27 protein-coding genes are annotated in these 21,783 nt (G+C 70.9%); 21 read left to right on the top strand and 6 right to left on the bottom strand.

Annotated features, from left to right (window positions below; translation table 11 throughout):
- Positions 1-80: 80 nt before the first annotated feature.
- The 18 genes from ACIQGZ_RS16980 to ACIQGZ_RS16895 all read left to right on the top strand — a co-directional run bounded on the left by ACIQGZ_RS16980 (position 81) and on the right by ACIQGZ_RS16895 (position 16,662).
- Positions 81-1,457 (top strand): hypothetical protein, encoded by a 1,377-nt coding sequence (locus ACIQGZ_RS16980; RefSeq protein ID WP_402602567.1) that lies wholly within the window; start codon positions 81-83, stop codon positions 1,455-1,457.
- A gap of 78 nt (positions 1,458-1,535) precedes the next feature.
- Positions 1,536-1,859 carry a hypothetical protein gene (locus ACIQGZ_RS16975; RefSeq protein WP_402602565.1) on the top strand — a complete coding sequence of 108 codons (324 nt, stop codon included), beginning with the start codon at positions 1,536-1,538 and terminating at the stop codon, positions 1,857-1,859.
- Positions 1,860-1,863: 4 nt separating this feature from the next.
- Complete coding sequence (locus ACIQGZ_RS16970) at positions 1,864-2,532, top strand: hypothetical protein (protein ID WP_402602563.1); 669 nt, start codon at positions 1,864-1,866, stop codon at positions 2,530-2,532.
- A gap of 13 nt (positions 2,533-2,545) precedes the next feature.
- Positions 2,546-3,061 carry a hypothetical protein gene (locus tag ACIQGZ_RS16965; RefSeq protein ID WP_402602562.1) on the top strand — a complete coding sequence of 172 codons (516 nt, stop codon included), beginning with the start codon at positions 2,546-2,548 and terminating at the stop codon, positions 3,059-3,061.
- 68 nt (positions 3,062-3,129) lie between these two features.
- Positions 3,130-3,360 (top strand): hypothetical protein, encoded by a 231-nt coding sequence (locus ACIQGZ_RS16960; RefSeq protein ID WP_402602560.1) that lies wholly within the window; start codon positions 3,130-3,132, stop codon positions 3,358-3,360.
- Entirely contained in the window at positions 3,357-4,517 is a 1,161-nt protein-coding gene (locus tag ACIQGZ_RS16955; protein ID WP_402602559.1) for a phage tail tube protein, read from the top strand. Before ACIQGZ_RS16960 ends, ACIQGZ_RS16955 begins: the two co-directional genes overlap by 4 nt.
- Positions 4,518-4,617: 100 nt before the next feature.
- The gene (locus ACIQGZ_RS16950; RefSeq protein ID WP_402602558.1) at positions 4,618-4,974 is read left to right on the top strand and encodes a hypothetical protein; all 357 of its coding nucleotides are present in this window, start codon (positions 4,618-4,620) and stop codon (positions 4,972-4,974) included.
- Positions 4,975-5,081: 107 nt separating this feature from the next.
- Positions 5,082-5,219 carry a hypothetical protein gene (locus ACIQGZ_RS16945; protein WP_402602556.1) on the top strand — a complete coding sequence of 46 codons (138 nt, stop codon included), beginning with the start codon at positions 5,082-5,084 and terminating at the stop codon, positions 5,217-5,219.
- On the top strand, positions 5,212-5,670 hold the full coding sequence (locus ACIQGZ_RS16940; RefSeq protein WP_402602554.1) for a hypothetical protein: 459 nt from the start codon (positions 5,212-5,214) through the stop codon (positions 5,668-5,670). Before ACIQGZ_RS16945 ends, ACIQGZ_RS16940 begins: the two co-directional genes overlap by 8 nt.
- 27 nt (positions 5,671-5,697) lie before the next feature.
- A complete protein-coding gene (locus ACIQGZ_RS16935; protein WP_402602553.1) occupies positions 5,698-10,227 on the top strand; it encodes a phage tail tape measure protein in 4,530 nt (1,509 codons plus the stop codon).
- A 9-nt stretch (positions 10,228-10,236) separates the two neighbouring features.
- The gene (locus ACIQGZ_RS16930; protein WP_402602551.1) at positions 10,237-13,635 is read left to right on the top strand and encodes a hypothetical protein; all 3,399 of its coding nucleotides are present in this window, start codon (positions 10,237-10,239) and stop codon (positions 13,633-13,635) included.
- 9 nt (positions 13,636-13,644) lie between these two features.
- Positions 13,645-14,184 (top strand): hypothetical protein, encoded by a 540-nt coding sequence (locus ACIQGZ_RS16925; RefSeq protein ID WP_402602549.1) that lies wholly within the window; start codon positions 13,645-13,647, stop codon positions 14,182-14,184.
- A gap of 8 nt (positions 14,185-14,192) precedes the next feature.
- Positions 14,193-14,528 carry a hypothetical protein gene (locus ACIQGZ_RS16920; protein WP_402602548.1) on the top strand — a complete coding sequence of 112 codons (336 nt, stop codon included), beginning with the start codon at positions 14,193-14,195 and terminating at the stop codon, positions 14,526-14,528.
- A gap of 65 nt (positions 14,529-14,593) precedes the next feature.
- On the top strand, positions 14,594-15,538 hold the full coding sequence (locus ACIQGZ_RS16915) for an N-acetylmuramoyl-L-alanine amidase (protein WP_402602546.1): 945 nt from the start codon (positions 14,594-14,596) through the stop codon (positions 15,536-15,538).
- 15 nt (positions 15,539-15,553) lie between these two features.
- Positions 15,554-15,775 (top strand): hypothetical protein, encoded by a 222-nt coding sequence (locus ACIQGZ_RS16910; RefSeq protein ID WP_402602544.1) that lies wholly within the window; start codon positions 15,554-15,556, stop codon positions 15,773-15,775.
- 2 nt (positions 15,776-15,777) lie between these two features.
- Positions 15,778-16,038 (top strand): hypothetical protein, encoded by a 261-nt coding sequence (locus ACIQGZ_RS16905; protein ID WP_402602542.1) that lies wholly within the window; start codon positions 15,778-15,780, stop codon positions 16,036-16,038.
- Positions 16,035-16,358, top strand: coding sequence for a hypothetical protein (locus ACIQGZ_RS16900; RefSeq protein WP_402602540.1), 324 nt, complete (start codon positions 16,035-16,037; stop codon positions 16,356-16,358). The genes ACIQGZ_RS16905 and ACIQGZ_RS16900 overlap by 4 nt, the downstream gene beginning before the upstream one ends.
- 112 nt (positions 16,359-16,470) lie before the next feature.
- Positions 16,471-16,662 carry a hypothetical protein gene (locus ACIQGZ_RS16895; protein ID WP_402602538.1) on the top strand — a complete coding sequence of 64 codons (192 nt, stop codon included), beginning with the start codon at positions 16,471-16,473 and terminating at the stop codon, positions 16,660-16,662.
- A 101-nt stretch (positions 16,663-16,763) separates the two neighbouring features.
- Here the strand turns inward: ACIQGZ_RS16895 and ACIQGZ_RS16890 are convergent, their stop codons facing one another.
- Genes ACIQGZ_RS16890 through ACIQGZ_RS16880 form a run of 3 tightly spaced genes read right to left on the bottom strand, consistent with a single transcriptional unit; the run spans position 16,764 to position 18,196 of the window.
- Positions 16,764-17,267, bottom strand: a complete 504-nt coding sequence (locus tag ACIQGZ_RS16890; RefSeq protein ID WP_402602536.1) for a hypothetical protein — start codon at positions 17,265-17,267, stop codon at positions 16,764-16,766.
- 51 nt (positions 17,268-17,318) lie between these two features.
- Positions 17,319-17,948: a PP2C family protein-serine/threonine phosphatase gene (locus ACIQGZ_RS16885; RefSeq protein WP_402602535.1), complete on the bottom strand. Its 630-nt coding sequence runs from the start codon at positions 17,946-17,948 to the stop codon at positions 17,319-17,321.
- 50 nt (positions 17,949-17,998) lie between these two features.
- Positions 17,999-18,196 (bottom strand): hypothetical protein, encoded by a 198-nt coding sequence (locus ACIQGZ_RS16880; protein WP_402602534.1) that lies wholly within the window; start codon positions 18,194-18,196, stop codon positions 17,999-18,001.
- A 125-nt stretch (positions 18,197-18,321) separates the two neighbouring features.
- Between ACIQGZ_RS16880 and ACIQGZ_RS16875 the strand changes: the two genes are divergently transcribed.
- Positions 18,322-18,909 (top strand): WhiB family transcriptional regulator, encoded by a 588-nt coding sequence (locus tag ACIQGZ_RS16875; RefSeq protein ID WP_402602532.1) that lies wholly within the window; start codon positions 18,322-18,324, stop codon positions 18,907-18,909.
- A gap of 11 nt (positions 18,910-18,920) precedes the next feature.
- Here ACIQGZ_RS16875 and ACIQGZ_RS16870 read toward each other — a convergent pair whose 3' ends face one another.
- Together ACIQGZ_RS16870 and ACIQGZ_RS16865 are read right to left on the bottom strand one after the other, a co-directional pair.
- A complete protein-coding gene (locus ACIQGZ_RS16870; RefSeq protein ID WP_402602531.1) occupies positions 18,921-19,370 on the bottom strand; it encodes a GNAT family N-acetyltransferase in 450 nt (149 codons plus the stop codon).
- A gap of 13 nt (positions 19,371-19,383) precedes the next feature.
- Positions 19,384-20,559: a helix-turn-helix domain-containing protein gene (locus ACIQGZ_RS16865; RefSeq protein WP_402602530.1), complete on the bottom strand. Its 1,176-nt coding sequence runs from the start codon at positions 20,557-20,559 to the stop codon at positions 19,384-19,386.
- Between the two features lie 138 nt (positions 20,560-20,697).
- Here ACIQGZ_RS16865 and ACIQGZ_RS16860 point away from each other — a divergent pair, with 138 nt between their 5' ends.
- Both ACIQGZ_RS16860 and ACIQGZ_RS16855 read left to right on the top strand, forming a co-directional pair.
- Positions 20,698-20,982, top strand: a complete 285-nt coding sequence (locus ACIQGZ_RS16860; protein ID WP_402602528.1) for a hypothetical protein — start codon at positions 20,698-20,700, stop codon at positions 20,980-20,982.
- 160 nt (positions 20,983-21,142) lie between these two features.
- A complete protein-coding gene (locus ACIQGZ_RS16855; RefSeq protein WP_402602527.1) occupies positions 21,143-21,334 on the top strand; it encodes a hypothetical protein in 192 nt (63 codons plus the stop codon).
- Between the two features lie 34 nt (positions 21,335-21,368).
- On the opposite strand, the gene ACIQGZ_RS16850 is transcribed toward ACIQGZ_RS16855, so the two are convergent.
- Positions 21,369-21,659: a helix-turn-helix domain-containing protein gene (locus ACIQGZ_RS16850; RefSeq protein ID WP_402602525.1), complete on the bottom strand. Its 291-nt coding sequence runs from the start codon at positions 21,657-21,659 to the stop codon at positions 21,369-21,371.
- Between the last annotated feature and the right edge of the window lie 124 nt (positions 21,660-21,783).

Genomic DNA, 21,783 nt, shown 5'->3' with positions numbered 1-21,783 from the left:
CCGGCAGCAATGGTCCCCGGCCCCGCCCGGCCCCCCGGATCGGGGCTTCGTCATTCCCATCTGCCGAAAGGACTGCTGCCATGACTGGCAACGCCGACCTGCGCGAGGCACTGACCGCCGCAGGGGCCGCCCCGCTCGTCCCGACCATCGTCGACCCGCAGCTGCTGGAGTACCAGCGCCGCTATGCCCCGCTGGTGCGGGCGATCCCATCCCGCAAGTGGGACAGTACGGTGTACTACTTCAACCAGCGGAACTCCCGCGCTGCGGGCGGTTTCGTGAGCGACGGGGGTGCCCGGCCGGTCACGAGCAGCTCGTACCAGCAGAACGCTTTCAAGATCCGCAACCTTCAGTCCGTCGGCTCCGTCACCGGGTACGCGCAGGCCGTGACCCGGGGCCTGGTCGGGGACCTGCGGGCGCAGGAGATCGAGGGGTCCATCCAGGGCCTGTACTGGGACATCGAGACCGCGATCCTGTGGGGCAACTCCGGCTCCACGGAGTTCGGCGGGTACGCGCAGTTCGACGGCCTGGACACCCAGGTGTCCACGTTCTCCGGCGGGAACCAGAACGCCCAGGACGCGGGCAACGCCAGCCTCAGCCTCGGCTGGCTGGACCGGATGATCGACATGGTGGAGCAGCAGGCCGCCATGAAGGTCGGCAGTGCCGCATGGATGTTCGTCCTGTCGACGACCGCCGAGTCCCGGATCGCTCAGCTGGCGCAGACCAGCCAGCGGTACCTCGACAAGGTCGAGGTCGCGGCGGGCCTGAACGTCCTGTCGTACCGGAATATCCCGCTGGTGACCAGCTCGTTCCTGTCGGGCCGGTCGTACGGGATGGGGGCGGTGACGAGCGCGACGGCGTCGACTGGCGGCTCCCTGGCAGAGGGCACGTACTACTACCAGATCGCGCCGGTCATCGCCCGGCAGGGCGAGATCCTGCCGAGCGTCGAGGTGTCCAAGGCCACCACCGGCAGCAACTCCACCGTCACCCTGTCGTTCGCGACGCCGTCCGGCCACGACGGCGCCCAGCCGAACCTGTTCAAGGTGTACCGGGGTACGTCCGCCGGTGCGGCCACGTTCCTCGGCTACGTCGATGCGACGGTCGGCATCGCGGCGGACGGTGTCACGCCGATCCTCACCACGAGCATCGTGGACGACGGCGTGAAGCTGGTCCCGAAGAACGGCTCCACCGTCCCGGCGCAGACCCCCGCGTCGTACGTCGGCACCAACACGTCGATGAAGCCGCAGGCGGAGGGCAGCGAGAACATCTACCTGATGGCCCGCGACCCGCAGTTCGTCCTGCGGCCGTACGTCCGCGAACTCCAGCCGCTCGACGTGTACCCGACGGCCGCGTCGCCGGACCAGCTGCCGTACGCCATCGCCAGCGACTGCACCCTCGCGGTGCGGGCGCCCCGCTTCCTGGGGCGGATCGCCCGGGTGTCATCGACGCTCGCGAGCTGACCTGGCCCGAGGGCGCGCCGACCGGCAGAGACATCTGGTCGGCGCGCCCCTCTTCTCCGACGCCCCTTGGGAGGGGACATGCCGTACATCCGCAAACATCAGGCCGGCTCCGACAACTTCGGTCACGAGTGGCCGCACGACGGCGCCGTGGTGGAGATGCCGCACGACGAGGCTGAGGCGCTGCTGGTCATCCCCGACGGCGGATTCGAACTCGCCCCCGGGCTGGAGGCCGACCTGGCGCCGGAGGTCGAGCAGGAAGCGTCCGACGCCCCGCAGCCGATCACCGAGGTCATCCCCGAGCCGGAAGCGATCGTCACCGCCGACGCCCCGGCCGACGAGCCGGAGGCCAAGGCCACCCCGCGCCGTGGCCGGCCCCGCAAGACCGCCTCCGACGGCGAGTAACCTCGTGGCCGTCGACTCGCCCGTGCCGCTCGCGACCGCCGACGACCTGCAAGTCGGCCAGTTCGCCGACCTGGTGCGGGGGTTCAGCCCGGAGGCGCTGGATGTCCTGATGGTAGAGGCGACGCGGCTGTGCGAGGACGCCTGCGGGCGCCGCCTCGCACCGTTCACCGGCCTGCCCGAGTCGCACCGGGCGCAGGGCATCGACCCGGACGAACTGCCGGGCGACGCAGGTATTCCGGTGAGCATGCAGGCGACGCTGAACATGTCGTACGCCAACGCGCTCGGTGGCGCGGGTTCGATGGTCAGACATGTCTGGCTGAACGAGTTCGCGCCCCGCTATCCCGATCTGTGGCAGTACGGCAACCTCAGCGTGTCGCTGATCCTCTCGCAGGGCGGCTTGCAGCGGGTCGGCCCGGCGCAGATCGTCGGCGCCGAGCCGGACTCCGGGCACGTCTGGTTCCAGCTGGGGACATTCCTGCCGCCCGGGTCGCTGATCCGGGTTCAGTACGACGGCGGATACCAGACGATGCCTGCCTCCCTGGCGCGGGCGGGCAAGCTGATGGCCGCGTCACTGGCGGCAACGGAACTGGACCCGATGGTGCAGACCGGGCACGACGCCGGAGCCCTCCGCGAGCAGGCGGAGAAGATCCTCGCCTCCTACGCGCGGACATGACGGGAGGTGCGCAATGCCTGACCCGGGACTCGCCGCGGCAGTAGCCCGCGAGGCAGCATGGCTATCCTCCTGCGGCGACGGCCTGCCCGCGCTCCCGACCTCGGCCGGTGGCCCGTTCGACGTGGTGCAGCCGTACATGCCGCGGACCCCGGCGCAGCGCCAGACGCAGCTGTACGTCCTGCGCCGCTCGACCGTCACCCGCCGATTCTCTGCCCAGCGCCGTATCGCGACGCACACGCTCCTGCTGTCGATCTGGTGGCCGATCGGGGCCACCGCGCAGTCAGGCGGCACGAGCCTGGCGGAGAGCGAGCAGGCCGCGCTCGACGCGGCCGTCGCGCTGGTCGTCGCGCGGATCGAGGGAACCGTCACCGACAAGACGCACGGCGGCCGGTTCCTCTCCGTGGCCGAGGCGCCTGACGAGTCCGCCGGCGTCCGCGTCGACATGGGCGACCCGGCGCAGGGCATCCAAGCCGGCGCCCTCACCGCGCAGATCACCTACATGGCCGACGACAAGAACTACGTCGCCTGACCCCCGAGATCATCGCCCCGGCTCGTGGCCTGGGGCCTGTCCGCATGCCCGCAGAGAGGTGCCCGGCCGTGGCCAACCCACCTGAGCCGTATCCCCAGCGCAACGTCACCGGCGACTCGGTGGACGTGCCTGCCATCCCCGCGACCGTCCAGCCGGCAGAGACCGTCTCCTGGCCGGTCCCCCTCGCCGGGTTCGAGCGCGTCACCCCCGAACCCGACCCAGCTCCGGCCCCCGAACCCCCGGCGCCGACCAAGACCCGGCGCGACCGCACCGACACCGAGAAGGGGGCGGCGCAGTGACGCAGCTCAGCAAGCTCTCCACCCTGGGCATCGCCAGGGAGGCAACTCCCGGCACCTACGCCCCGCCGGTCGCCGGGATACCGTTCAGCAAGGCGGACTTCGAGGACAAGGTCGACCCGATCCGCGACGAGTCGTGGCGCGGCAACGACACCGTGCTCCAAGGCGTCTACCAAGGCGTTTCCAGCTCCGAGTGGGACATCGAGGTCAACGGCTACCCGGACCTCATCGGCCACCTCCTCCGGGGAACCATCGGCCCGGACACCGTCACGGCAGGCGTCTCCACAACCCTCTCCTCCGCCACGGCGGCCGGCGCGTCCAGCATCTCCGTCGCCGCGACCATCCCGGCGGGCTCTGTCATCCGGATCGACACGGCGGCCGCAACCGAGTACGCCATGACCGGCACCCCCACGGGGTCGGGCCCGTCGTACACGATCCCGCTGGTCACCCAGGACGGTGCGTCCGCGTCTCTGGCCGGCGCCCACGAGTCGGGCGTGGTGGTGGTCTCGCAGACGCGGCACACCTTCCGGCAGGACCCGACGCAGGCCATCCCGTCGTACAGCCTGACGGTCAACGACACGACGCAGACGCTCGGCTACGCCGGCTTCAAGTTCACCGAGATGGGCATCAAGATCGACCCGAAGGCCGCCGTGACCTTCGACATGAAGGGCCTCGGCCCGGTCGGCGCCGCACAGGCGCCTGTCGCCGAGACATACACGAAGTCCACCCCGAACCTCGGCTGGACGTGGACGACCACACAGGCCGGGGCCGCTTCCACACGCGGCCTGACCCTCGACCTCACCATCAAGCGCGACGGCGAGGCCATCGCCTCGTCCGATGGCACGCAGGGCCCCCGCGAGATCTTCGTCGGCGCCCTGGAAGCGGACGGCACCTACAAGGCCATCTTCGAGAACCAGGACGACATGGGCGCCTTCCTGAACGGCACCCAGCTTCCCCTGTCCGTCCGCATCGCCACCCCCGTCCCCGTCGGCGGCCAGTCCCTCGCCATCACGATGAGCAGGGCGGCATGGACGACCGGCAAGCGCGACCTGGGCCAGAACTACGTCCAGGCGGACTACGCGATCTCCGGGGTCTACAACACCACCGACGGAGGCGCCGTCACGGCGGTCCTCGCCAACTGGACCACCACGGCGTACTGATCCCCCCGCGATCCCCCTGGCCGCGCCCGCCGGGCGTCAGGCGCGGCCAGGGCCCCGCCATGCCCAACGCCCGCAACGCCCCTCCCCGAAGGAGACACCCGTGCCCGGCTACGCCAACCGCCTGATCCGCCTGCCCTTCCCCGACCTGTCCGAGGAGGGCGACGACGTCCACGTCATCATCCGCAATCCCAAGACCGTGCCGCTCCACGAGCTGAACACCCGGGACGTCCCGAAGCTCCCCAGCGGCGAGTCCGACAGCGACGGCATCATCCGGGCCATGTACGAGGTCATCGCCCGCATCGTCGTCGCCTGGCACGTCTACGACGCCACCAGCACCGACGATGACCAGCCGCCGCTGCCGCTGCCCGCCACCGAGGACCTCGTCGCGAAGCTCCCCAAGGAGATCATCGACGAGATCGCGGACCGGATGATGGAGGTCAAGGGCGCGGGGGCCTAGGGCCGGACGACCCGTACCTCAACGATGTCCTCTGGCCAGCGGAGTCCATCTACGAGGGCACGTGGAACTCCGGCCCCCCACCGGACGAGCTCATCGATTTCGAGCTGATGCGGGAGATGGGCTGGTCCTGGGACCAGCTCCAGGGCACCCCGGCGTACGTCCGGCGCTTCACCTGGGACCTCATCAACGCCCGCGCGGCCGCGCAGGAGAAGGCCGCGAAGCGGCAGGAGAAGGCCCATGCCTGAAGTGCGCCCCGGGGTCTTCCGGGCGATCTTCGCCAAAGTGGAGCGGGCCGCCGAGGACGCGGCCCGCTCCGGCCTGATCATCGTCGCCGAATCGCTGGTCAAGCAGGCCAAGGCCAACGCCTCGAACGGCTCCCACTCGTGGGGGACGCCCACGCCCGCCACGCCGGGCAGCGGCCCCGCCCGGATCTCGGGGACGCTCGTCGCGTCCATCGTCCACACCCACGTGACGCCGTTCGCCGGCGGCTTCGAGGCGAAGGTCGGCCTCACCCCCGGCAAGACGGCGCCCTACGGCCGCAGGAAGACCGCGTCGTCCAAGTACGGCTCCTACCTGGAGACCGGCCTGAGGAACGGCGCGACGTACCCGTTCCTCCTCCCCGCGACCCGCATGTTCCACATCCAGGCCGAGGCCGCGTTCCGGAAGACGCTCTCCGCCGCGAAGTGGGCCCTCTGACTCGCAGATAGAGATAGGGGGTGCGCCGTGCCTGAGGTCGCAGACCTGTGGGTGAACCTCCGCGCGATCAACACCCAGTACAAGCGGGCCATGGCCGAGGCTACGGCTGAGGGCGAGCGGTTCGCCGAATCCACCACCATGGCAGAGCGCGCGACCACCCGCGCCCAGGCCAGCACCGCCGCCATGGGCGCCGAGATGCGCCGCACCACCACCGCCACCCGTGGCCTGACCACCGAGGTCCGCGCCGCCGAGTCCTCCGCCGCCCGCTTCGCCAGCCGCTCCCGACTCGCGTCCGAGCAGGCCGCGAACCTCGCCAACAAGGCCAGCCTGGCGTCCGCAGAGGCCCGGCGGCTGGCAGAGCAGGCCGCAGCAGGCGGTGAGGGCGCCTCGAAACTGGAGCGTCAGTCCCGCAGCGCTGCCACGCAGGCTGAGCGGCTGGCCAGCCGCGCACGCCTGGCTGGCGAGAACGCCCGCTGGCTCGGCACCCAGGCAGGCGCTGCCAGCGCCGAGGCGCGGCGCCTCGCCGCGCAGGAGGCCGCAGCCGCTGCCGAGACAGAGCGGCTCGGCATGCGGGCGACCGGCACGGCGACTCGCGTGGCCGCGCTCGGCGCCGAGGCCCGGCACACCGCCGGTTCCGTCGGCGTGCTCTCCGGGTCAACCATGCGCCTCGGTGGGGCGCTCGCCAGCGCGAACGAGAAGAGCGGAAAGTTCGCGTCCGGACTGAAAACTGTCGGGACAGTGACCGCCGCCGTGGCGGTCGGCGCTGGCGTCGTCAGCATGAAAATGGCCGGCGATTTCGAGCAGGGAACCAACCTGCTCGTTACCGCCGCTGGCGAGGCGGAGGGGGATCTCGGGAAGGTCCGTAGCGGGATTCTGGAGATCGCCCGCGATACCGGGACAACCTGGCACGACCTCACCGAGGGAATGTACCAGGCGGAAAAAGCCGGGTTCCGAGCCGCAAATGGCGGACTCACCGTCCTCAAAGTCGCCTCGCAGGGGGCCCGCGAGGAGGGCGCGAAGCTCGACACCGTCGTCCACGCGATGACGACGGTCATGAACAACTACAACCTGCCCGCATCCCAGAGCGTGCAGGTCATGAACGCCATCAAGACGGCTGCTGGTGGCAGTACGACCACGCTTGAGGAGTTCGCGGGCTCGCTGTCCACAGTGCTCCCTCTGGCCGCGCAGGCACACATCAGCTTCGACGACGTCGCGGGTTCTCTCGCGTCGATGACGCGTCAGGGCGAGACGGCCCGGCACGCCTCGCAGTTGCAGGCGTTCGCGATCAGGGGCCTGCTATCGCCGAACAACGTGGCCCGCAAGAGCATGGACCAGGTGGGCGTCAGCGCCACCGATTTGCAGCACAAGCTGAGCAAGCGCGGCCTGACGGGCACGATCGACTACCTCTGGGAAGTCATCGCCAAGAAGATGGGACCCTCCGGCGATGTCGTGATCGGCACGATGAAGCGTTCGGCGTCGGCGACCGAGGCTCTGCATGAAATGCTCGGTCAGATGCCGCCCGATCTGCGCAGGGCAGCTCAGGCTTTCGACAAGGGGTCGTTGTCCGCGAAGGAGTTCACGGACTTCGGCAAGGGCATGGGCGCGCAGGGGTTTGCGATGGCCTCCCAGTACAAGGCCCTGACGACGGCCGCGCATGGATTCTCCGACCAGGTGAAGGCGGGGAATCCCGCTTTTACTACGGCGACCGACCTGATGAAGAAGATGACGGGCGGCTCGAACGGCCTGATGGCTGCCCTGGAGATCGGCGGCGCGCACCAGAAGACAACGGCGGAGCTGGTAAAGAAGACCGGGGATTCCTTCCATCACACCACGAAGGATGTGGAGGGATGGGAGTCCACGCAGAAGCTTTTCAATGTCCAGATGGACATGTTCAAGCAGAAGCTGGAAACCGCTGCTATCTCTTTGGGAACGAAACTCCTCCCGTATGCGATTCGCTTCTTCGGGTGGATGGAGAGCCACAAGTCACTGGTGAAGAAGATCGCCATCGGCATTGGCGCTATTACGATCGCTCTGGGTGCCGCCGGGGTCGCGATGATCGCCTTCGAAGCTGTGTCTTCGCCGGTCGGCCTGATCGCCGCCGCCGTAGCCCTTGTCGCTATCGGCCTCGTCTACCTCTGGAATACCAGCCAGAAGGCCCGCGAGATCATGACCGACGTCTTCGCCGTCATCTCCCTCTCAGTGCTGGAGTTCGGCAAAGTCGCCCTGACGATGTTCAAGTATGTCGTCCAGGGCTTCCTTGACATGGCCTCCGGCCTGCTCGCTGCCGCGTCAGTAGCGTTCAGCTGGGTGCCGGGTATCGGCGGAAAAATCAATACCGCTTCGGTCGCGCTGCTCAAGTTCTCGAACGACACGGGCGACGCCATCGACGGCATGACGGGGAAGATCAACGAGTGGCAGACCTCTGTCATGAAGCTTCCCCATAAAATCAAGGTCGAGGGTGACATCAAGGACCTTGAAAAGAAGCTCGGCGACGTCAAGACCAAGATGTCGAAGAAGAACCTCCCGCCGGAAAAGCTCATCAAGCTGACCGCCGACAAGACTGACCTTGAGAAGAAGCTCCTTGAGAAGAAGCGGGAGATAGCCGAGTCCCCCAAGGAGCAGAGGACGCTCCTCACTGCTCAGATCGCCCAGTGGGGCAAGGACATCGCGGCGGCCAAGAAGCAGCTCGATTCCGTGCCGAAAAGTCAGCAGGCGAAGTTCAAGGGGGATATCGCCCAGCTCGTCAAGGCTCGAAAGGAAGCCCAGCTCGAACTGGCGAAGATCCACGACAAGACCGTCACCATCACCGCCAACACCATCGTCCATCCGATGGGCGGCCCGGCGCGGGCGACCCTGTCGGCGGATGGCAGCCTCTGGGGCTCCGGTGGGATGCGGCGCATGGCTGACGGCACCGCGAACTCACGGCAGGCGATGATCGCCCCCGGGAACTCCTGGATTCTGTGGGCCGAGACCGCGCAGCCCGAGGCGTACATCCCCCTGGACCGGGGCAAGCGGCAGCGCTCCCGGAAGATCGCCACGCAGGTCGTCAAGGAGCTGGGAGGTGCGGTCTCCTGGATGGCCAACGGCAGCATCACGCCCATGGCGTCCGGTGGCATCAACTGGTCCGCCACCATCGCCAAGTCCACCATCCCGAAGTTGACGGCGGCCGGTCGCCAGCTCGCCGGGGGGACGCCGCAGGGCATCACGGGCCTGTCCGCCCAGCAGAAGACCTCGTGGGCCAAGGCCGGGAAGGATCTCAGCAGCTACCTGTCCAAGGGCCTCGTCCAGGGCCTGACGGGGACGACGGCGCAGATGAACACGGCGCTCAAGTCGATCAAGTCACAGGTCACCAAGTACTTGGGCACCGACCTGGTCCAGGTGGTCAACCAGGACAACAAGAAGCTCCAGAGCTTGGACAAGCAGCGCGCCAGCCTGGTCAAGCAGCTCCATGACGCGGAGGCGAAGACCGGTAAGGGAACAAGGTCGCAGCGGGCGGCGGCCGCGAAGCGCGCCTCCGACCTCAAGGCGAAGATCGCCGACATCGACAAGCAGGAGAAGGGTCTGCGGAAAGAGATCTCGACCGCCAAGGCCGGCCAGAAGACCGGTAGTGCCCTGACGAAGATGATCGACGCCGACACCAAGAAGCTGACCGCGCTGGCGAAGCAGCGAGACAGCGTCGCGTCGAAGCTGAAGTCCGCTCAGGACAAGCTCGCTGACCTCAAGAACGACTGGGCTCAGAAGAAGTCGCAGGTCAGCGACAGTGTCATGGGCGGCCTCACGGCAGTGACGGCGGCCAACGAGACCGGCCGGCCGATCAACGCCGCCGACATCCTCAAGCAGTACGAGGAGCAGGCACGGAAGGCGCAGCAGTTCGCGGCGCTGCTCCAGCAGCTCAAGTCCAAGGGGCTGAACAGCGCGACGCTGGACCAGCTCGCGGCCGCCGGCGTAGAGGGCGGCTACGACTCAGCCCTCGGCCTTGCGGGGGGCACGGCCGGGCAGATCCAGCAGATCAACGCTCTCCAGAAGCAGACGCAGGCTGCTGCCGACAAGGCGGGCACCGCCGTCGCGGACTCCATGTATGCGGCGGGCATCCGGTCGGCGCAGGGCCTGGTCGACGGCCTGGCCAAGCAGCAGGCCGCGATCGAGAAGCAGATGGAGAAGATCGCCTCCTCCATGGAGAAGGCGATCAAGAAGGCGCTGGGGATCAAGTCGCCCAGCCGGGTGATGGCGCAGGTCGGCGACTACTCGGCGCTGGGTGTCGCCGTTGGCCTCAGCCGCAGCAGCAAGCATGCCGTCATCGCTGCGCAGGGCATGGCCATGCAGGTCCGTCAGGCCGCCGCCCAGGGCATGGCCGTCGCATCCCCGTCGGCCCCTGTGGCGTCCCTCGCTCTCACCGGTCGCGGGTCGGGCGGCGGGACCACGGTCATCGACCAGTCCACGCACTACCACGTCGCCGGGTCCGTCATCAGCGAGCGGAAACTCGGCCGGCTCAGCGAGACGCAGGCGCAGCGTCGCGGCATGCGCAACTCCGACACCTACGCCCCTTACCGCAGATAGGGAGGACACGTGCTGCTGTCCGGGCTCGCGGACCCGTTCGACTCACCCATCCTGAACGCGTCCCTGTGGGGCGCCACCACAACCGGTGTGGTTGCCATCGACACCGTCAACAACCGAGCGAACCTTGCCTGCCCCACCGCCGCCGGCGCCGTCAGCACCCTCGGCACGGCGGCGGTATGGGACGGGCGCGGGGGCAGCGTCTCCGCACAGGTGATCCCTGTGCCGCGCGGCTCCGGGGGGACGTTGACGCGCCTCGCCGTGGCGAAGGACGCCTCCAACCGGGCTGCGATCCGCCTCACCGGCGGCCACACGATGTTCGAGCTGGCAGTCACGACCGGCGGCTCCACCGTCACGGCGGCACTGGCCGCCTACGATCCGTCCGTCCACCGCTGGTGGCGGCTGCGGGAGCAGTCCGGACGCTGGTGGGCCGACACCTCGCCGGACGGCTGGACGTGGACGGCTCAGACATCCCTCGCCTACACCTGGCCGGCCGCAGCGGTCGCACTTCTGGTCGAGGCGGGCACTACTGCGGCGGAGACGTACACGGGCCTCGTCGCGGCCGTTGCCCATGTCAACACCATGGCGGGGGGCCTGAACCCGGCATGGCCGCTGATGCAGCACGCCCTGGGCGTCTCCTCGCCCGGCGGCGGGGGCGGCATCCCGCCGGGCAGCCTCGTGGACCTCGCGCACCTGACTCGCGGAGAGGTCGAGACCAACCGGGGGCGGCAGTACGAGACCGACGATGTCCGCACGGGCGAGGCGGCCGAGCAGTGGGCCAACCAGGATGGAGCATTCGATCCGGAGAACGCTGCCGGGCCGTGGTTCGGGGCGCTGGACTTGTACCAGCCGTTCGTCATGCGGGCGCAGTGGCCGGCGACGCCCAACCTGCTGGCGCAGGGCCCGGCGACCGGTGGTGACCTCGGCGGTTACGCTGTCGGCACGCGGACCGCCGCGATGGGGGTGTCCTGCAACACGGACGCCGCGCAGGGCGAGGCGGGTGACGGGGTCGTCGTCGCGACGGCTGGCGCTTGGCAGGGCGGCCGCGCCCTCCAGTTCGCCGTCAGCAGCGGTGAGGACGACTACATCTGCTACACCCTGTCCCCGAACTTGCGGCCGGGTGTCCCGTGCACGGTGCAGATGCGGGTCCGCAACATCACCCCGGGGACCTCCCTCAAGGTCCAGGGCCTGTACGCGGACAGCAGCAGCGGTGAGACCCGGGGTGCGGCCGTCATCCTGACCGGCTCGGCGACCGCCCCGTGGACGCCCGTCACCGTCACGGCGACCGTCGACCCGGGCGCGCGGCTGTTCTGGGTCGGCGTCGCAACGGCAGCCCCTGCTGCGGCGGCCTGCACCGTCCAGGTGGACGGCTGGCAGGTCGAGCACGCCGACCGGGCGACGCCGTGGGTGTGCCCCGGGGAGTGGACGCCGCTGTACTCGGGGTTCACCGAGCGCCTCCCGCAGACGTGGACGATGGGCGGCACCTACGGCCTCGTCAGCCCCGAGATGGTCGACGCGTTCGCGCTGCTGTCCCAGCAGGACCTGCGGGACGTGCTGATCGAGGAGGTCGCCGCGCACGAACCGGCATGGCTGTACCCCCTGTCCGATCCGGAGGGGTCGGACAGGTTCGCCGACTGGACCGGCAACTTCCCGCCGGTCCAGCCGGCGAACCCGAAGGCCGGTCCCGGCAGTCTCACCTCCGGGACCGCGATCACCGCGACGGACCCGGTGAAGGGCGTGTACCTGGGCAGCGCCGGGACCGTCGTGACGGTCGCCAACCCCAACCCAGGAACCGCGACGGCGGGCCCGGCGACGGTCCTCGGCCTCTCCCAGGCGGGCATCAAGGGCCCGGCCAGCCGCCTGTTCACCCGCATGATCGCATTCCGGTACACCGCCGGATCGAAGCCGGCGGCGCGCTCCTACGTGTGGTCCGCGATGGACCAGCGGCACATGGAAGAGGGCCCGTCGGGGTCCCAGTGCCACCTGTGGATCGACTCCTCCGGCCACCTCAACTGGTCTGCCGGGACACCGGAGGGCACGGGAACGCTCGCCACCCTGTCCAGCGCGATCAACGTCAGCGACGGGAACTGGCATCTCGCCATGTTCGGCCGGGACGCCTCCGGCCACGGCACGACGTGCCTCGACGGCAACGTCCTCACCTGGAGCGTCTCCGCGCTGGCCGCCACCGGCATCGTCGGCGACCACATCGGCGGCTGGCTCGACATCACCACCGTCGGCGGCAGCTCGAAGTGGAACTTCCAGGGCGACATTGCGTTCGCCTGCGAGTTCCCGGACCTGCTGACGGCGGACGCGATGCGGGCGATCAGCACCGCGTGGCGGTCCGCCTGCGCGGGCGAGTCCTCCGGCGCCCGCTACGCCCGCATCCTGCGCTATGCCGGGTACACCGGCGCCAGCGCCGTCGATGCTGGGGTGACGACCAACATGGCCCCGGCGGCGTTCGGCGGCCAGGACGCCCTGTCGGCGCTCCAGGACGTCGTGGCCACCGAGTCGGGCGTCCACTTCATCTCCCGCGGCGGCGCGGCGACGTTCCTCGCCCGGTCCCGCCGGTACAACTCCACCGTCCCCACCGTCACATTCGGGGAGGACACGGCCAACGGCGAGTACCCGTACGAGACCGTCGCGCTGGATTACGACCCGACGCGCCTGGCCAACACTGTCACGGTCACCCAGGAGGCCACGGGGCAGGCCTTCGCGGCGATCGACGGCGACTCGGTCGACCAGTACGGGACGCGGACGATGGACCGCTCCAGCGGCTCGGCGGACCCCCTGGAGTGCCAGGACCAGGCCAAGTACCTGCTGTCGAGGTACAAGCGGCCGGCGCGGCGGATCTCCTCGATCGTCCTCAACCCGTCGTCGCATCCGGCGCTGTGGCCGGTGTGCCTGGCTCTGGAGATCGGCACGCGCGTCCGGGTCATGCGCCGCCCCAACGGCGCGCCGCCGATCCTCGTGGACTGCTTCGTCGACGGCCTGTCGTGGGAGATGGACGACGCGGCCAGCGCGAGGCTCACCCTTCAGTGCTCCCCGGCGGACCTGACCCCCTATGCGGTGTTCGGTGCGTGGCGGACCACCGTCCGCACGGCCGTGGCATCCGGTGCGACGACCGTGACCGTCAACGCATCCGCCGACAACGCCAACCCGCTGGCGGCACAGCTCGGGCAGGGGCAGCGGCTCGTCCTCGGCCTGGGGACGGCCAACCAGGAGATCGTCACCGTCGACAAGGTTTCCGCGACGACGTCCGGGTGGACGTCCGCCGTGATCACCCTCACCATCGCGACCACCAGGTCCCACGCGGTCGGCGATCTGCTGTGCGAGCCGCTGCCCGCAGGCGTCACCGACCCGTCTGTCTACGACAGCGCGTCGGCGTTCGACGCCGTCGCCTTCGCCTACTGAGGAGGCCCCGTGCCCCGCAGCGCCCCCATATCCGCACAGGAATCCCCGGGCAACTCCATGACGGGCGCCCTGTGGAACGCCCAGGTCAAATCCCTGATCGACTTCATCACGGCGCCGCCCGCCTTCAAGGGCTACGCCACCCTCACCCAGTCCATCCCCAACGGGACCTTCACCAGCCTGACCCTCGACGCGGAGAGCTGGGACAGCGACAACGGCCACTCCACCACCAGCGCCACGAGCCGCTACGTCTGCCAGGTCCCGGGCGTCTACTCCATCAGCGCAGGCGTCGCGTTCGCCGCCAACGCGACCGGCGGCCGAGGACTCCAGGTCACCGTAAACGGGACCCCGGTCACGGGTGCCGAGATCCTGGAGGCCGCCACGGCCAGCGGGTCCTGGAGCGGGTCGGAGACGGTGGACGCCCGGCTGGCGTCGGGCGACTACGTCGAGATCCAGGCGTACCAGTCCATCACCGGCGGCGGGGCGCTCGCGACCAACGTGGGCGCGACGGCGCTCCTGCCGACCATGTCCCTCCACTGGATCTCTGCCTGAGGAGCATCATGCCTATCCTCTGCATGGCCGTGGATTGCGGCAACCGGGCCACCTTCCAGTGGCAGCGCCGCCCCACCGACGCGGAACTCGTCCCGATCATCGCCATGGCCGAGGCATGGCGGGCCGAGATGATCGCCACCAATCCTGAGAACCCTCCGCGCCTCCCGCCGCTCCCCGATGCCACCAACATCACCGTCCCGGTGTATGCCTGCGCCGAGCACGAGATCGACATGGACCTCGCCTGCCACACCCACCAGGCCACGTGCACCGCCCCCAACCCGGCGAACCTGCCCGGCTGCGACTGCGACCCCGAGCCACTGCCGCCGCCCGACCCGCAGGACTGACCCCACCCGTCACCCAGCCCCCGCGCCGACCGGCCGGGGGCTCCGTCATGCCCAGGGAGGGCATCATGGCAACACCTCTGACTGCCGACCGGATACTCGCCGTACTGCGGGCCGAGGGCCTGGAGCCGGTCGAGCACCCCGGCTGGCGCACGCACGACCGGGCCGGGCACGGCGCCTGGGGCCCGGTCCACGGCGTGATGATCCACCACACCGGCGGGACCCCGCCGTCGGATGGCCAGGTCGTGTGGGCGGGCCGGGCGGACCTGCCGGGCCCGTGCGCGCACGCCTACCTGGCGCCGGACGGCACGCTGACGCTGACCAGCGCCGGGCGGGCGAACCACGCGGGCGGCGGAGACCCGGCGGTGCTCGCCGCCGTGATCGCCGAGTCGTACGGAGACCGGCCGCCCGCGACCCACCAGCACGAGGGCAGCGCCAGCGCGACCGACGGCAACGCTTGCTTCTACGGCCTGGAGAGCTCAAACCTCGGCGACGGCAAGCCCTGGCCGGCCGCCCAGTACGACGCGGCGGTCCGGTGGGCTGCTGCCCTGTGCCGGGCGCACGGCTGGACGGCGCGCAGCTGCATCGGCCACAAGGAGTGGAGCGACTGGAAGCCGGACCCGACCTTCGACATGGTCCGCTTCCGGGCCGACGTCGCGAAGCTCCTCGGCGAGAAGCCCGCCCCGGTCGGGAGCGCCTCGGCCCCGGCGGCCCCGGCCAAGACGCCGGTCGTGGACCTCTCCAGAGTGGTCGCGGCGGCCCGCCGGGACCCGGCCGCCCCGCAGGGCTCGGCGGCGCACCGGGCGGACGCGCTGATCGTGGAGAAGGCGCTCCAGGCCGAGGGGCTGCTCGACGCGAAGTGGGTCGACGGCAGCTTCGGCAGCAAGACCATCACGGCGTACGCGGCCCTCCAGCGCCGCTACGGGTACACCGGCAAAGACGCCGACGGCATCCCCGGATCGGCCAGCCTCAAGAAGCTCGGCCTCAGGAACGGCTTCACCGTCACCCAGTAGAAGGGCATCATCACCATGGCACCTGAGGACATCACCAACCGCTTCATCTACCACCCTGCGGACACGCCGGGCCGGGCCGCCGCCCACGAACAGGTCCGGACCTACTTCCGGCAGATCGCGGCCAGTCTCAACGCGGCCCTCCCCGAGGGTCGAGAGAAGGCTTTGGCGATCACCAAGCTCGAAGAGGCCACGTTCTGGGCGAATGCCTCGATCGCCCGCGCACCGAAGGGGAACTGACCATGAAGGACAGCACGCGCCGCACGGTCCGCTCGACCGTGCAGACGGCGCTCTCGCTGGCGGCGGCCGCGCCGCTGATCGTCGCAGCCAGCGGCATCCCGGAGACCACCGCCGGTGTCGGCGCCGGCCTGGCCGTCGCGGCCGGCGTCACCCGCGTGATGGCCCTGCCGCAGGTGGACCGGCTGCTGCCCGCCTGGCTGCGCAAGGGCGCGGTGGACGGCGGCACGGTCTCCCCGCCGCCGACGGCCGGGGGCGGCGAGTGACCGTCCCGTCCACCGACCATGCCACGGCGCTGGAGCTGGAGCGGATGCGGGGTGAGATCGGCACCGGCCTGGCCGAGATCAAGGGCCAGCTGGCGCTGCTCGTGCAGCGGTCCGACCAGGTCGATCGGACGCTCGCGACGCACGGCAGCGGGCTGGTCGACCTCGACAAGCGGACCGACGCGCTGGAGACAGCGTCGGCCGGGCTGGTCGGGGTGCCGGCCCGGGTGGCATCCCTGGAGCAGTGGCGGTGGACGATGACCGGCGCGGCCATGGTGCTCGGTGCTGGCGCGGGCTACGTCGCCTCCTACCTGAGCCGTTGAAGCACCGCCCCCGCCCACCCCCTTCGCGGGGTGGGCGGGGGCGGTGAGTTGCGTCCGGGTCGCGGTTTCTGGCCCGGGGCCCGGCTCGGCTCGGCTCGGTAGCCTGATAGCCATGGCCACCACGCCCTACCGCGCCGATGAGCGCGACCAGCACATCACCGACCTGCGGGCCGCACTCCAGCACGCCGTCCGCCTGCTCCACTTCTCCGCCGGGCGGGAGGCGGTCACCGACCCGGAGGCCTCAGCCCGGCTGATCGCCGCCGCCGATGACCTGGCGGCCGTCCTGGCCCGCACTGCCCCCTGAGGCTGCATCGGGGGCCTGGGCGGCGAGCACCGGGGCGGTCATGCCGTCGGGCGGGCCGCCGTGCAACGTCACCTCGGTCCAACGGTAGCCGTCGGCAGCGCTCACCTCTGGCCGTCCCCGAGAACCTCGATCGCCAGCCACTCCCGGGGCGCGATGGGCGTGCGGCCCCCGTACCCCTCGTCGGTGCGCTCCAGCTCCAGCATCGGCCACAGGGACCGCGGGTAGCCGCGCATGGAGCCGTTGTCCCACGGGCCGACCACCGTGCCGGTGACCCAGCGGAAGCCTCCCGTCCCCCGGGGCCCGCCCGCCGCGCCCTTGAACCGCACCGACTTCCCGTACAGCTCCGGCCAGTCGAACTCATCGGCGGCGATCACCGGCAGCGGAAAGCACCCCCAGGTGAAGCCGTGCCGCAGCATACTGAACCGGCCCTCCGGGAACGGCAGCGAGCAGTCCTTGCAGCGGGTGTACCCAGCCGTCTCCCGGCACTCGACCTCGCAGGAGTAGCAGTCCGCAGCATGGACGTAGTGCTCCTGGTGCTCCTCCTCCCGGCGCCGGTCATCGGCTGTGTAGTCGTCGTCCTCCCCGCAGTAGCAGCCGTCGCACATGTGGTCGTCCCTTCTAGTGGTGGCGGGCAGGGGGGTTCGCCGGGCCCAGGGTCAGGTGGCGGCGAGCACGATCGCGGTCGCGTCGTCCCGCGCTCCGTCCGGCCCGGCCTCGGCAGCGGCGACCAGGGCCTCAGCAAGGGCCTGCGGGTCCGCGTGGGTGCGCACCAGCCGCTCCAGCTCCTCCGGCTCGACTTGGTCGTGGACACCGTCGCTGGTGAGCACCAGCATGCCTCCGGCCGGCACCGAGACGTACGGCACGGTGGCGGGCACTGCGGTGCCCAGGGTCACGCCCACGAAGTTGACCAGGGCGTGCACGGGCACATCCGATCCTGCGGCCCTCGTCAGGTAGGCCGCGAGGCTATGGTCGGTCGTCAGCTGCCGGAGCACGGCGCCGTCCCAGCGGTAGGCCCGGCAGTCACCCGCCCACACCAGCTCCGCGCCGCCGTCCTCCCGTGTCACTACGAGGACGCCGACCGCGTCCGGGTGGCCCGGGTCGGCCAGCAGTAGCCCGGCAGACAGCAGCCCAGCGAGCGCACCGCGCACCGCCCCGACGCGGACGGCCGTCTCCGCGAGCATGGGGGCCAGGCGGACGATTTCGGGGGTATGGCCCATGCCGTCTATCAGGGCGGCGGCGGTCCGGCCGGTGCCGGCGGAGGTGTAGGCGGCCGCCGAGTCCGCCATCGGGCCGCCTGGTCCCTCTCGCGTGGCTATGCCGATCTGACCGACCGCCGTCACAGCGCGTCCCAGGGGAGGTCCCTGACCCACGTCCACCGGCCGGCGGCGTCGGGTACGTAGACGGATCGGCCGCCGGGGTAGGCGCACCCGGCACCGCTGATGATCGCCGTCCACGGGTCCGGGTCGTCAGCGAGCACCGGGGCGGTCATGCCGTCCAGGGGGCCGCCGTGCAAGACGACCTCGATCTCTGCCATGGCGTCATGATGCCGCACGCAGGGCGCCCCCGGCGGCGATTCGTCGCGCCGCCACCCGAAGGTGGGGGGCTGCGGTCGTGCAGGCGTACGCTTGATCAAATCCCTTCGCACCACAGGAGACCGCCGTGGACGACGACGCGCGCGGCACCGCCCACCCCGACTGGGACGACCGGCGCTGCGCCCGCCCCGGAGTCGACCCCGAGCTGTTCCACGCCGCCGATGACGAGACGACCCCGCAGCGGATCGCCCGCGAACGCGCCGCCAGGGCAGTCTGCGCACCCTGCCCCATCCGGGCAGCGTGCGCCGCCTACGGAGCGGGCGACGGACGGACCTGGTGGGAGCCCTACGGCGTGTACGGCGGCACCACCCCCGGCGACCGCGAACGCGCCCGCCGCGACACCCGCCGCACCACCACCATCACCCCGACCCGATGGGAACCGTCCCCCCAGCGGGACACGATCCTCACCTCCCTCGCCGGCCGCCCCGACCTCGGCCCCGGACGCCTCCGCGACGCCACCGCCGACACCGCACTCCTGCACACCCTCGCCACCCACGGGATCGACCGCCGCTCCGCCTCCTGGCAGCTCTCCCGCATCTGCACACTCCTCGGCGCCGACCGCCGGACCGTCACCGTCCGGCGGCTCCTCGCCGCGGCGAAAAGGGCCGACGCGCTGCCGGGCACCGTGACGCCGGGCTTGGCCGAGGCGGCCTGACTCTGGTCGCGCTACCGCTCTACCCGATAGAAGATCTTGCCGTCCCTGGGCTGCACCCCGAGCGCCTCGTAGAGGGCGAGCGCCGGAGGGTTGTCCCGGTCGGCAGTCCACTCGACCCGCGAGCAGCCAGCCCCCACCGCGATCTCCTGGAGGTGTTCCATCAGGGCCCGAGCCACACCGTGACGGCGTGCGGGCGCCCGGACGAACAGCTCCTTGAGGTACAGCGAGTGGTCCGCGCCAGCGGCCGGCCACAGGTACGAGTACGAGGCCATCCCCAGGACCCGCCCACCGTCGCGGGCGAGCAGCACGGTCGCCACCGGGTGCGGACCGAATAGCAGCTGGCGGATCTGGTCGGTGTCGCCCGGTTCGCCGCTGCCGCCGTAGTAGGCCTCAATCTCCCCGATCAGCGCCGAGATGATCCCCGCGTCGTCCGCCGTCGCCCGGCTGATCTCCAGCTCCACCCTGGCCTGCCTCTCACCCGGCGGGCAGCGCGAGGAACTCCCGCAGCACCCGCACCTCCGGCACGGTCTGCCGCGCCGCGGGCACCATAGCCGCCAGCTCCCGCGCCCGGTAGATGATCAACGGGCTGCGGTGCTCCTCCGGCAGGACCTCGATCACCTCAACCGCCGCTGCGGCTGCTGCCGCAGGGTCGCCCCCGACTGCCAGGCAGACCGCCCGGTCGAGCTGGACCAGGGTCCGGTCGGTCCGGTCGGACTCGGGGTACAGCTCCAGCGCCCGCTGATGCTCGTCGGCGGCGCGGGCGGTCTCCCGGAGGTGGGTCCAGGCGTTCCCGGCGTGGAACGCGAGCTGCGACTCGGAGTAGCCGAACGCGGAGGCGATCTGCTCCTCAGCTGCGAGCCGCGCAAGGGCGCTCTCGGCCCGCAGCAGGGCTGCCGCGGTTTCCTCTCGACGGCCCAGGCTGGCCAGGGCTCGGGCCTCCAGCGGTGCCGCCAGTGCCGGCCCGACGCAGGGGAGCCCGCCTGCGAGCTGCTGGGCGCGAGCCGCGAGCTCGACCGCTCCCTCCAGGTCGCCGCAGTAGTACAGCTGGTAGGACTCCTGGGCGTACATCCATGACAGCGCGGCCCGGTCCTCAGCGGCGGCAGCTGCCGACCGGCCGGTGCGCCACCAGTCCCGGGCTGCGGAGTGGCTACCCAGCTTGAGCAGGGTGAGGGCCATCAGCCCGGCCATCTGCGCGGAGGCCAGGAGGAGCCGGCGGCGCACCTGCGGCGGGTGCCGGTGGGCGAGGAGCCTCTGGAGGTCGGTGATGTCGGCGGCCAGCTCGGGGAGCAGCTGTTGCTCGGGGCGCCATCGGGTGGAGCGGCCGTGCCGGGCGACGGTGTACTCCCACTCGTCCAGGGCGGCGCCGGTCATGGGCCCGGCGGCGAGGCTCTCGGCCACGCCGTGCTGGAGGGAGGCGACCTGCTGGAGGAGGGGCGTGCCGGGCGGGTGCTCGGCGAGGCGGGTCAGTTCGCCGCCGGCGTCGAGGGCGTCGTCGAGGGCTGCTGCCACGGTGGGGGTGGGTCGTCGGCGGCCGGTCTCCAGGTCGCCGATGGTCGATTTGCCGACTGCGGCGAGGCGGGCGACGTCGCGTACGGAGAGGGTGCCGCGCAGCCTGCGCAGGGCTTGGCCGAAGGTCTCGTCGTGGTGCATCCGGGCTCCCGGTGTCCGCAGTGTCCGCAGTGGTGCGGACAGGCGCGGACGGGTGTCGTGTGGTCCTGACCGTCCGTCACGGCAACGCTACTGGTACCGGCACCGCGAGGGGCGCCGGTTCTCTCCAGGGAGCACCAGGTGACCATGACCGGGCGCGTCAGCCGGACCATCCTCTGCGGCGAGTCCCGCTATGGGCCGGTGCCGCCGGCGTGCAGCGGAGCCAGACCCACCGGGCCGCCGCAGCCCGTCCTCGGGTTGCCGGTCGACGCGTCCACCCTGGCGCGCCTCCACGGCGCCGCCTGCATCGTCTGCGGCGACCGGTCCGGGCCACTCGCCCCGGCCGGGTACGTCTACACCGGCTCCGGCGACGGCCGCCTCGGCTGGGCCATCGTCGCCTGCCCCCGCCACCGGGACACGCGGTGAGCGCCCCCAGCCCGGCCCCAGAGCCGCCCCGATACGAGCCGTGCGGGGAATGCGCCAGCTGCCAGGGCGGCAGCCGTCCCGGCTCCGCGCCGGCCTGCTACACCGCCTGGCTTAGCCGCACCGTCCCAGCCACACTCGACCGCGCCCGGGGCGGTGGCCGGTGACCGCCGAGGGCCCCGTCATCATGACCGTACGGGCCTACCGGCGCACCCCCGACGGCGGCCAGGAGGAACTGAAAGCGGCCGAGGTCCGCCAGGGCGAACCCGCCTCGGCGGACCGCTACGACATCGCCGCCCGCTACCCGCCCTGCCAATGCCCCCGGCACCGGGCACCGGAGCGCCCCAGGACATGACCCGACGTCACAGTGCAACCCGCCACCGATCAGCCTAGGGGCGAGGAGCGTCGCCTGCTGGCATGCCGTCCGGGTACTGCCAGCCGCCGTCGATGCGTAGGAGTTCCCAGGGTTCGGCGTCGAGTGCGCGAGCGAGCAGTGCCATCTCGTCCAGGTTCACCGCCCGGTATCCGTTCTCAATGCGGGAGATCGTTTTGTGGTCTATGCCGGCTTGGGATGCGAGTCGGATCTGGGTGAGGTTCAGCCAGCGGCGGCGGTCGCGGAGGCGAGCGCCGACCTTCCATCGGTAGCGCTGCACCCAGTCCGGGGGATCTTGATTCGGCACTCGGACCACGCTGGAGTGCAGATGTCGGCAAGTCTGCACCTGATCAGGGAAAACTCTTGATCTTGTGCCCGCTACGCAGGAAGATCAGCCGAGCCGGGGGGACTCCCCCCGCGTAGACTGGGCG

The organism is Streptomyces sp. NPDC092296 (assembly GCF_044755465.1).
Taxonomy (GTDB): Bacteria; Actinomycetota; Actinomycetes; order Streptomycetales; family Streptomycetaceae; genus Peterkaempfera.
This window is presented reverse-complemented; position numbering and strand designations above follow the sequence as displayed.

Excerpts from the sequence above, each read along its gene's own strand:
- ACIQGZ_RS16920 (WP_402602548.1), top strand. The coding sequence starts at position 14,193 with ATGCCTATCCTCTGCATGGCCGTGGATTGCGGCAACCGGGCCACCTTC.
- ACIQGZ_RS16940 (WP_402602554.1), top strand. The coding sequence starts at position 5,212 with ATGCCTGAAGTGCGCCCCGGGGTCTTCCGGGCGATCTTCGCCAAAGTG.
- ACIQGZ_RS16890 (WP_402602536.1), bottom strand. The coding sequence starts at position 17,267 with ATGTGCGACGGCTGCTACTGCGGGGAGGACGACGACTACACAGCCGAT.
- ACIQGZ_RS16945 (WP_402602556.1), top strand. The coding sequence starts at position 5,082 with ATGCGGGAGATGGGCTGGTCCTGGGACCAGCTCCAGGGCACCCCGGCG.
- ACIQGZ_RS16915 (WP_402602546.1), top strand. The coding sequence starts at position 14,594 with ATGGCAACACCTCTGACTGCCGACCGGATACTCGCCGTACTGCGGGCC.
- ACIQGZ_RS16975 (WP_402602565.1), top strand. The coding sequence starts at position 1,536 with ATGCCGTACATCCGCAAACATCAGGCCGGCTCCGACAACTTCGGTCAC.
- ACIQGZ_RS16880 (WP_402602534.1), bottom strand. The coding sequence starts at position 18,196 with ATGGCAGAGATCGAGGTCGTCTTGCACGGCGGCCCCCTGGACGGCATG.
- ACIQGZ_RS16885 (WP_402602535.1), bottom strand. The coding sequence starts at position 17,948 with ATGGCGGACTCGGCGGCCGCCTACACCTCCGCCGGCACCGGCCGGACC.
- ACIQGZ_RS16895 (WP_402602538.1), top strand. The coding sequence starts at position 16,471 with ATGGCCACCACGCCCTACCGCGCCGATGAGCGCGACCAGCACATCACC.
- ACIQGZ_RS16865 (WP_402602530.1), bottom strand. The coding sequence starts at position 20,559 with ATGCACCACGACGAGACCTTCGGCCAAGCCCTGCGCAGGCTGCGCGGC.
- ACIQGZ_RS16910 (WP_402602544.1), top strand. The coding sequence starts at position 15,554 with ATGGCACCTGAGGACATCACCAACCGCTTCATCTACCACCCTGCGGAC.
- ACIQGZ_RS16965 (WP_402602562.1), top strand. The coding sequence starts at position 2,546 with ATGCCTGACCCGGGACTCGCCGCGGCAGTAGCCCGCGAGGCAGCATGG.
- ACIQGZ_RS16905 (WP_402602542.1), top strand. The coding sequence starts at position 15,778 with ATGAAGGACAGCACGCGCCGCACGGTCCGCTCGACCGTGCAGACGGCG.
- ACIQGZ_RS16980 (WP_402602567.1), top strand. The coding sequence starts at position 81 with ATGACTGGCAACGCCGACCTGCGCGAGGCACTGACCGCCGCAGGGGCC.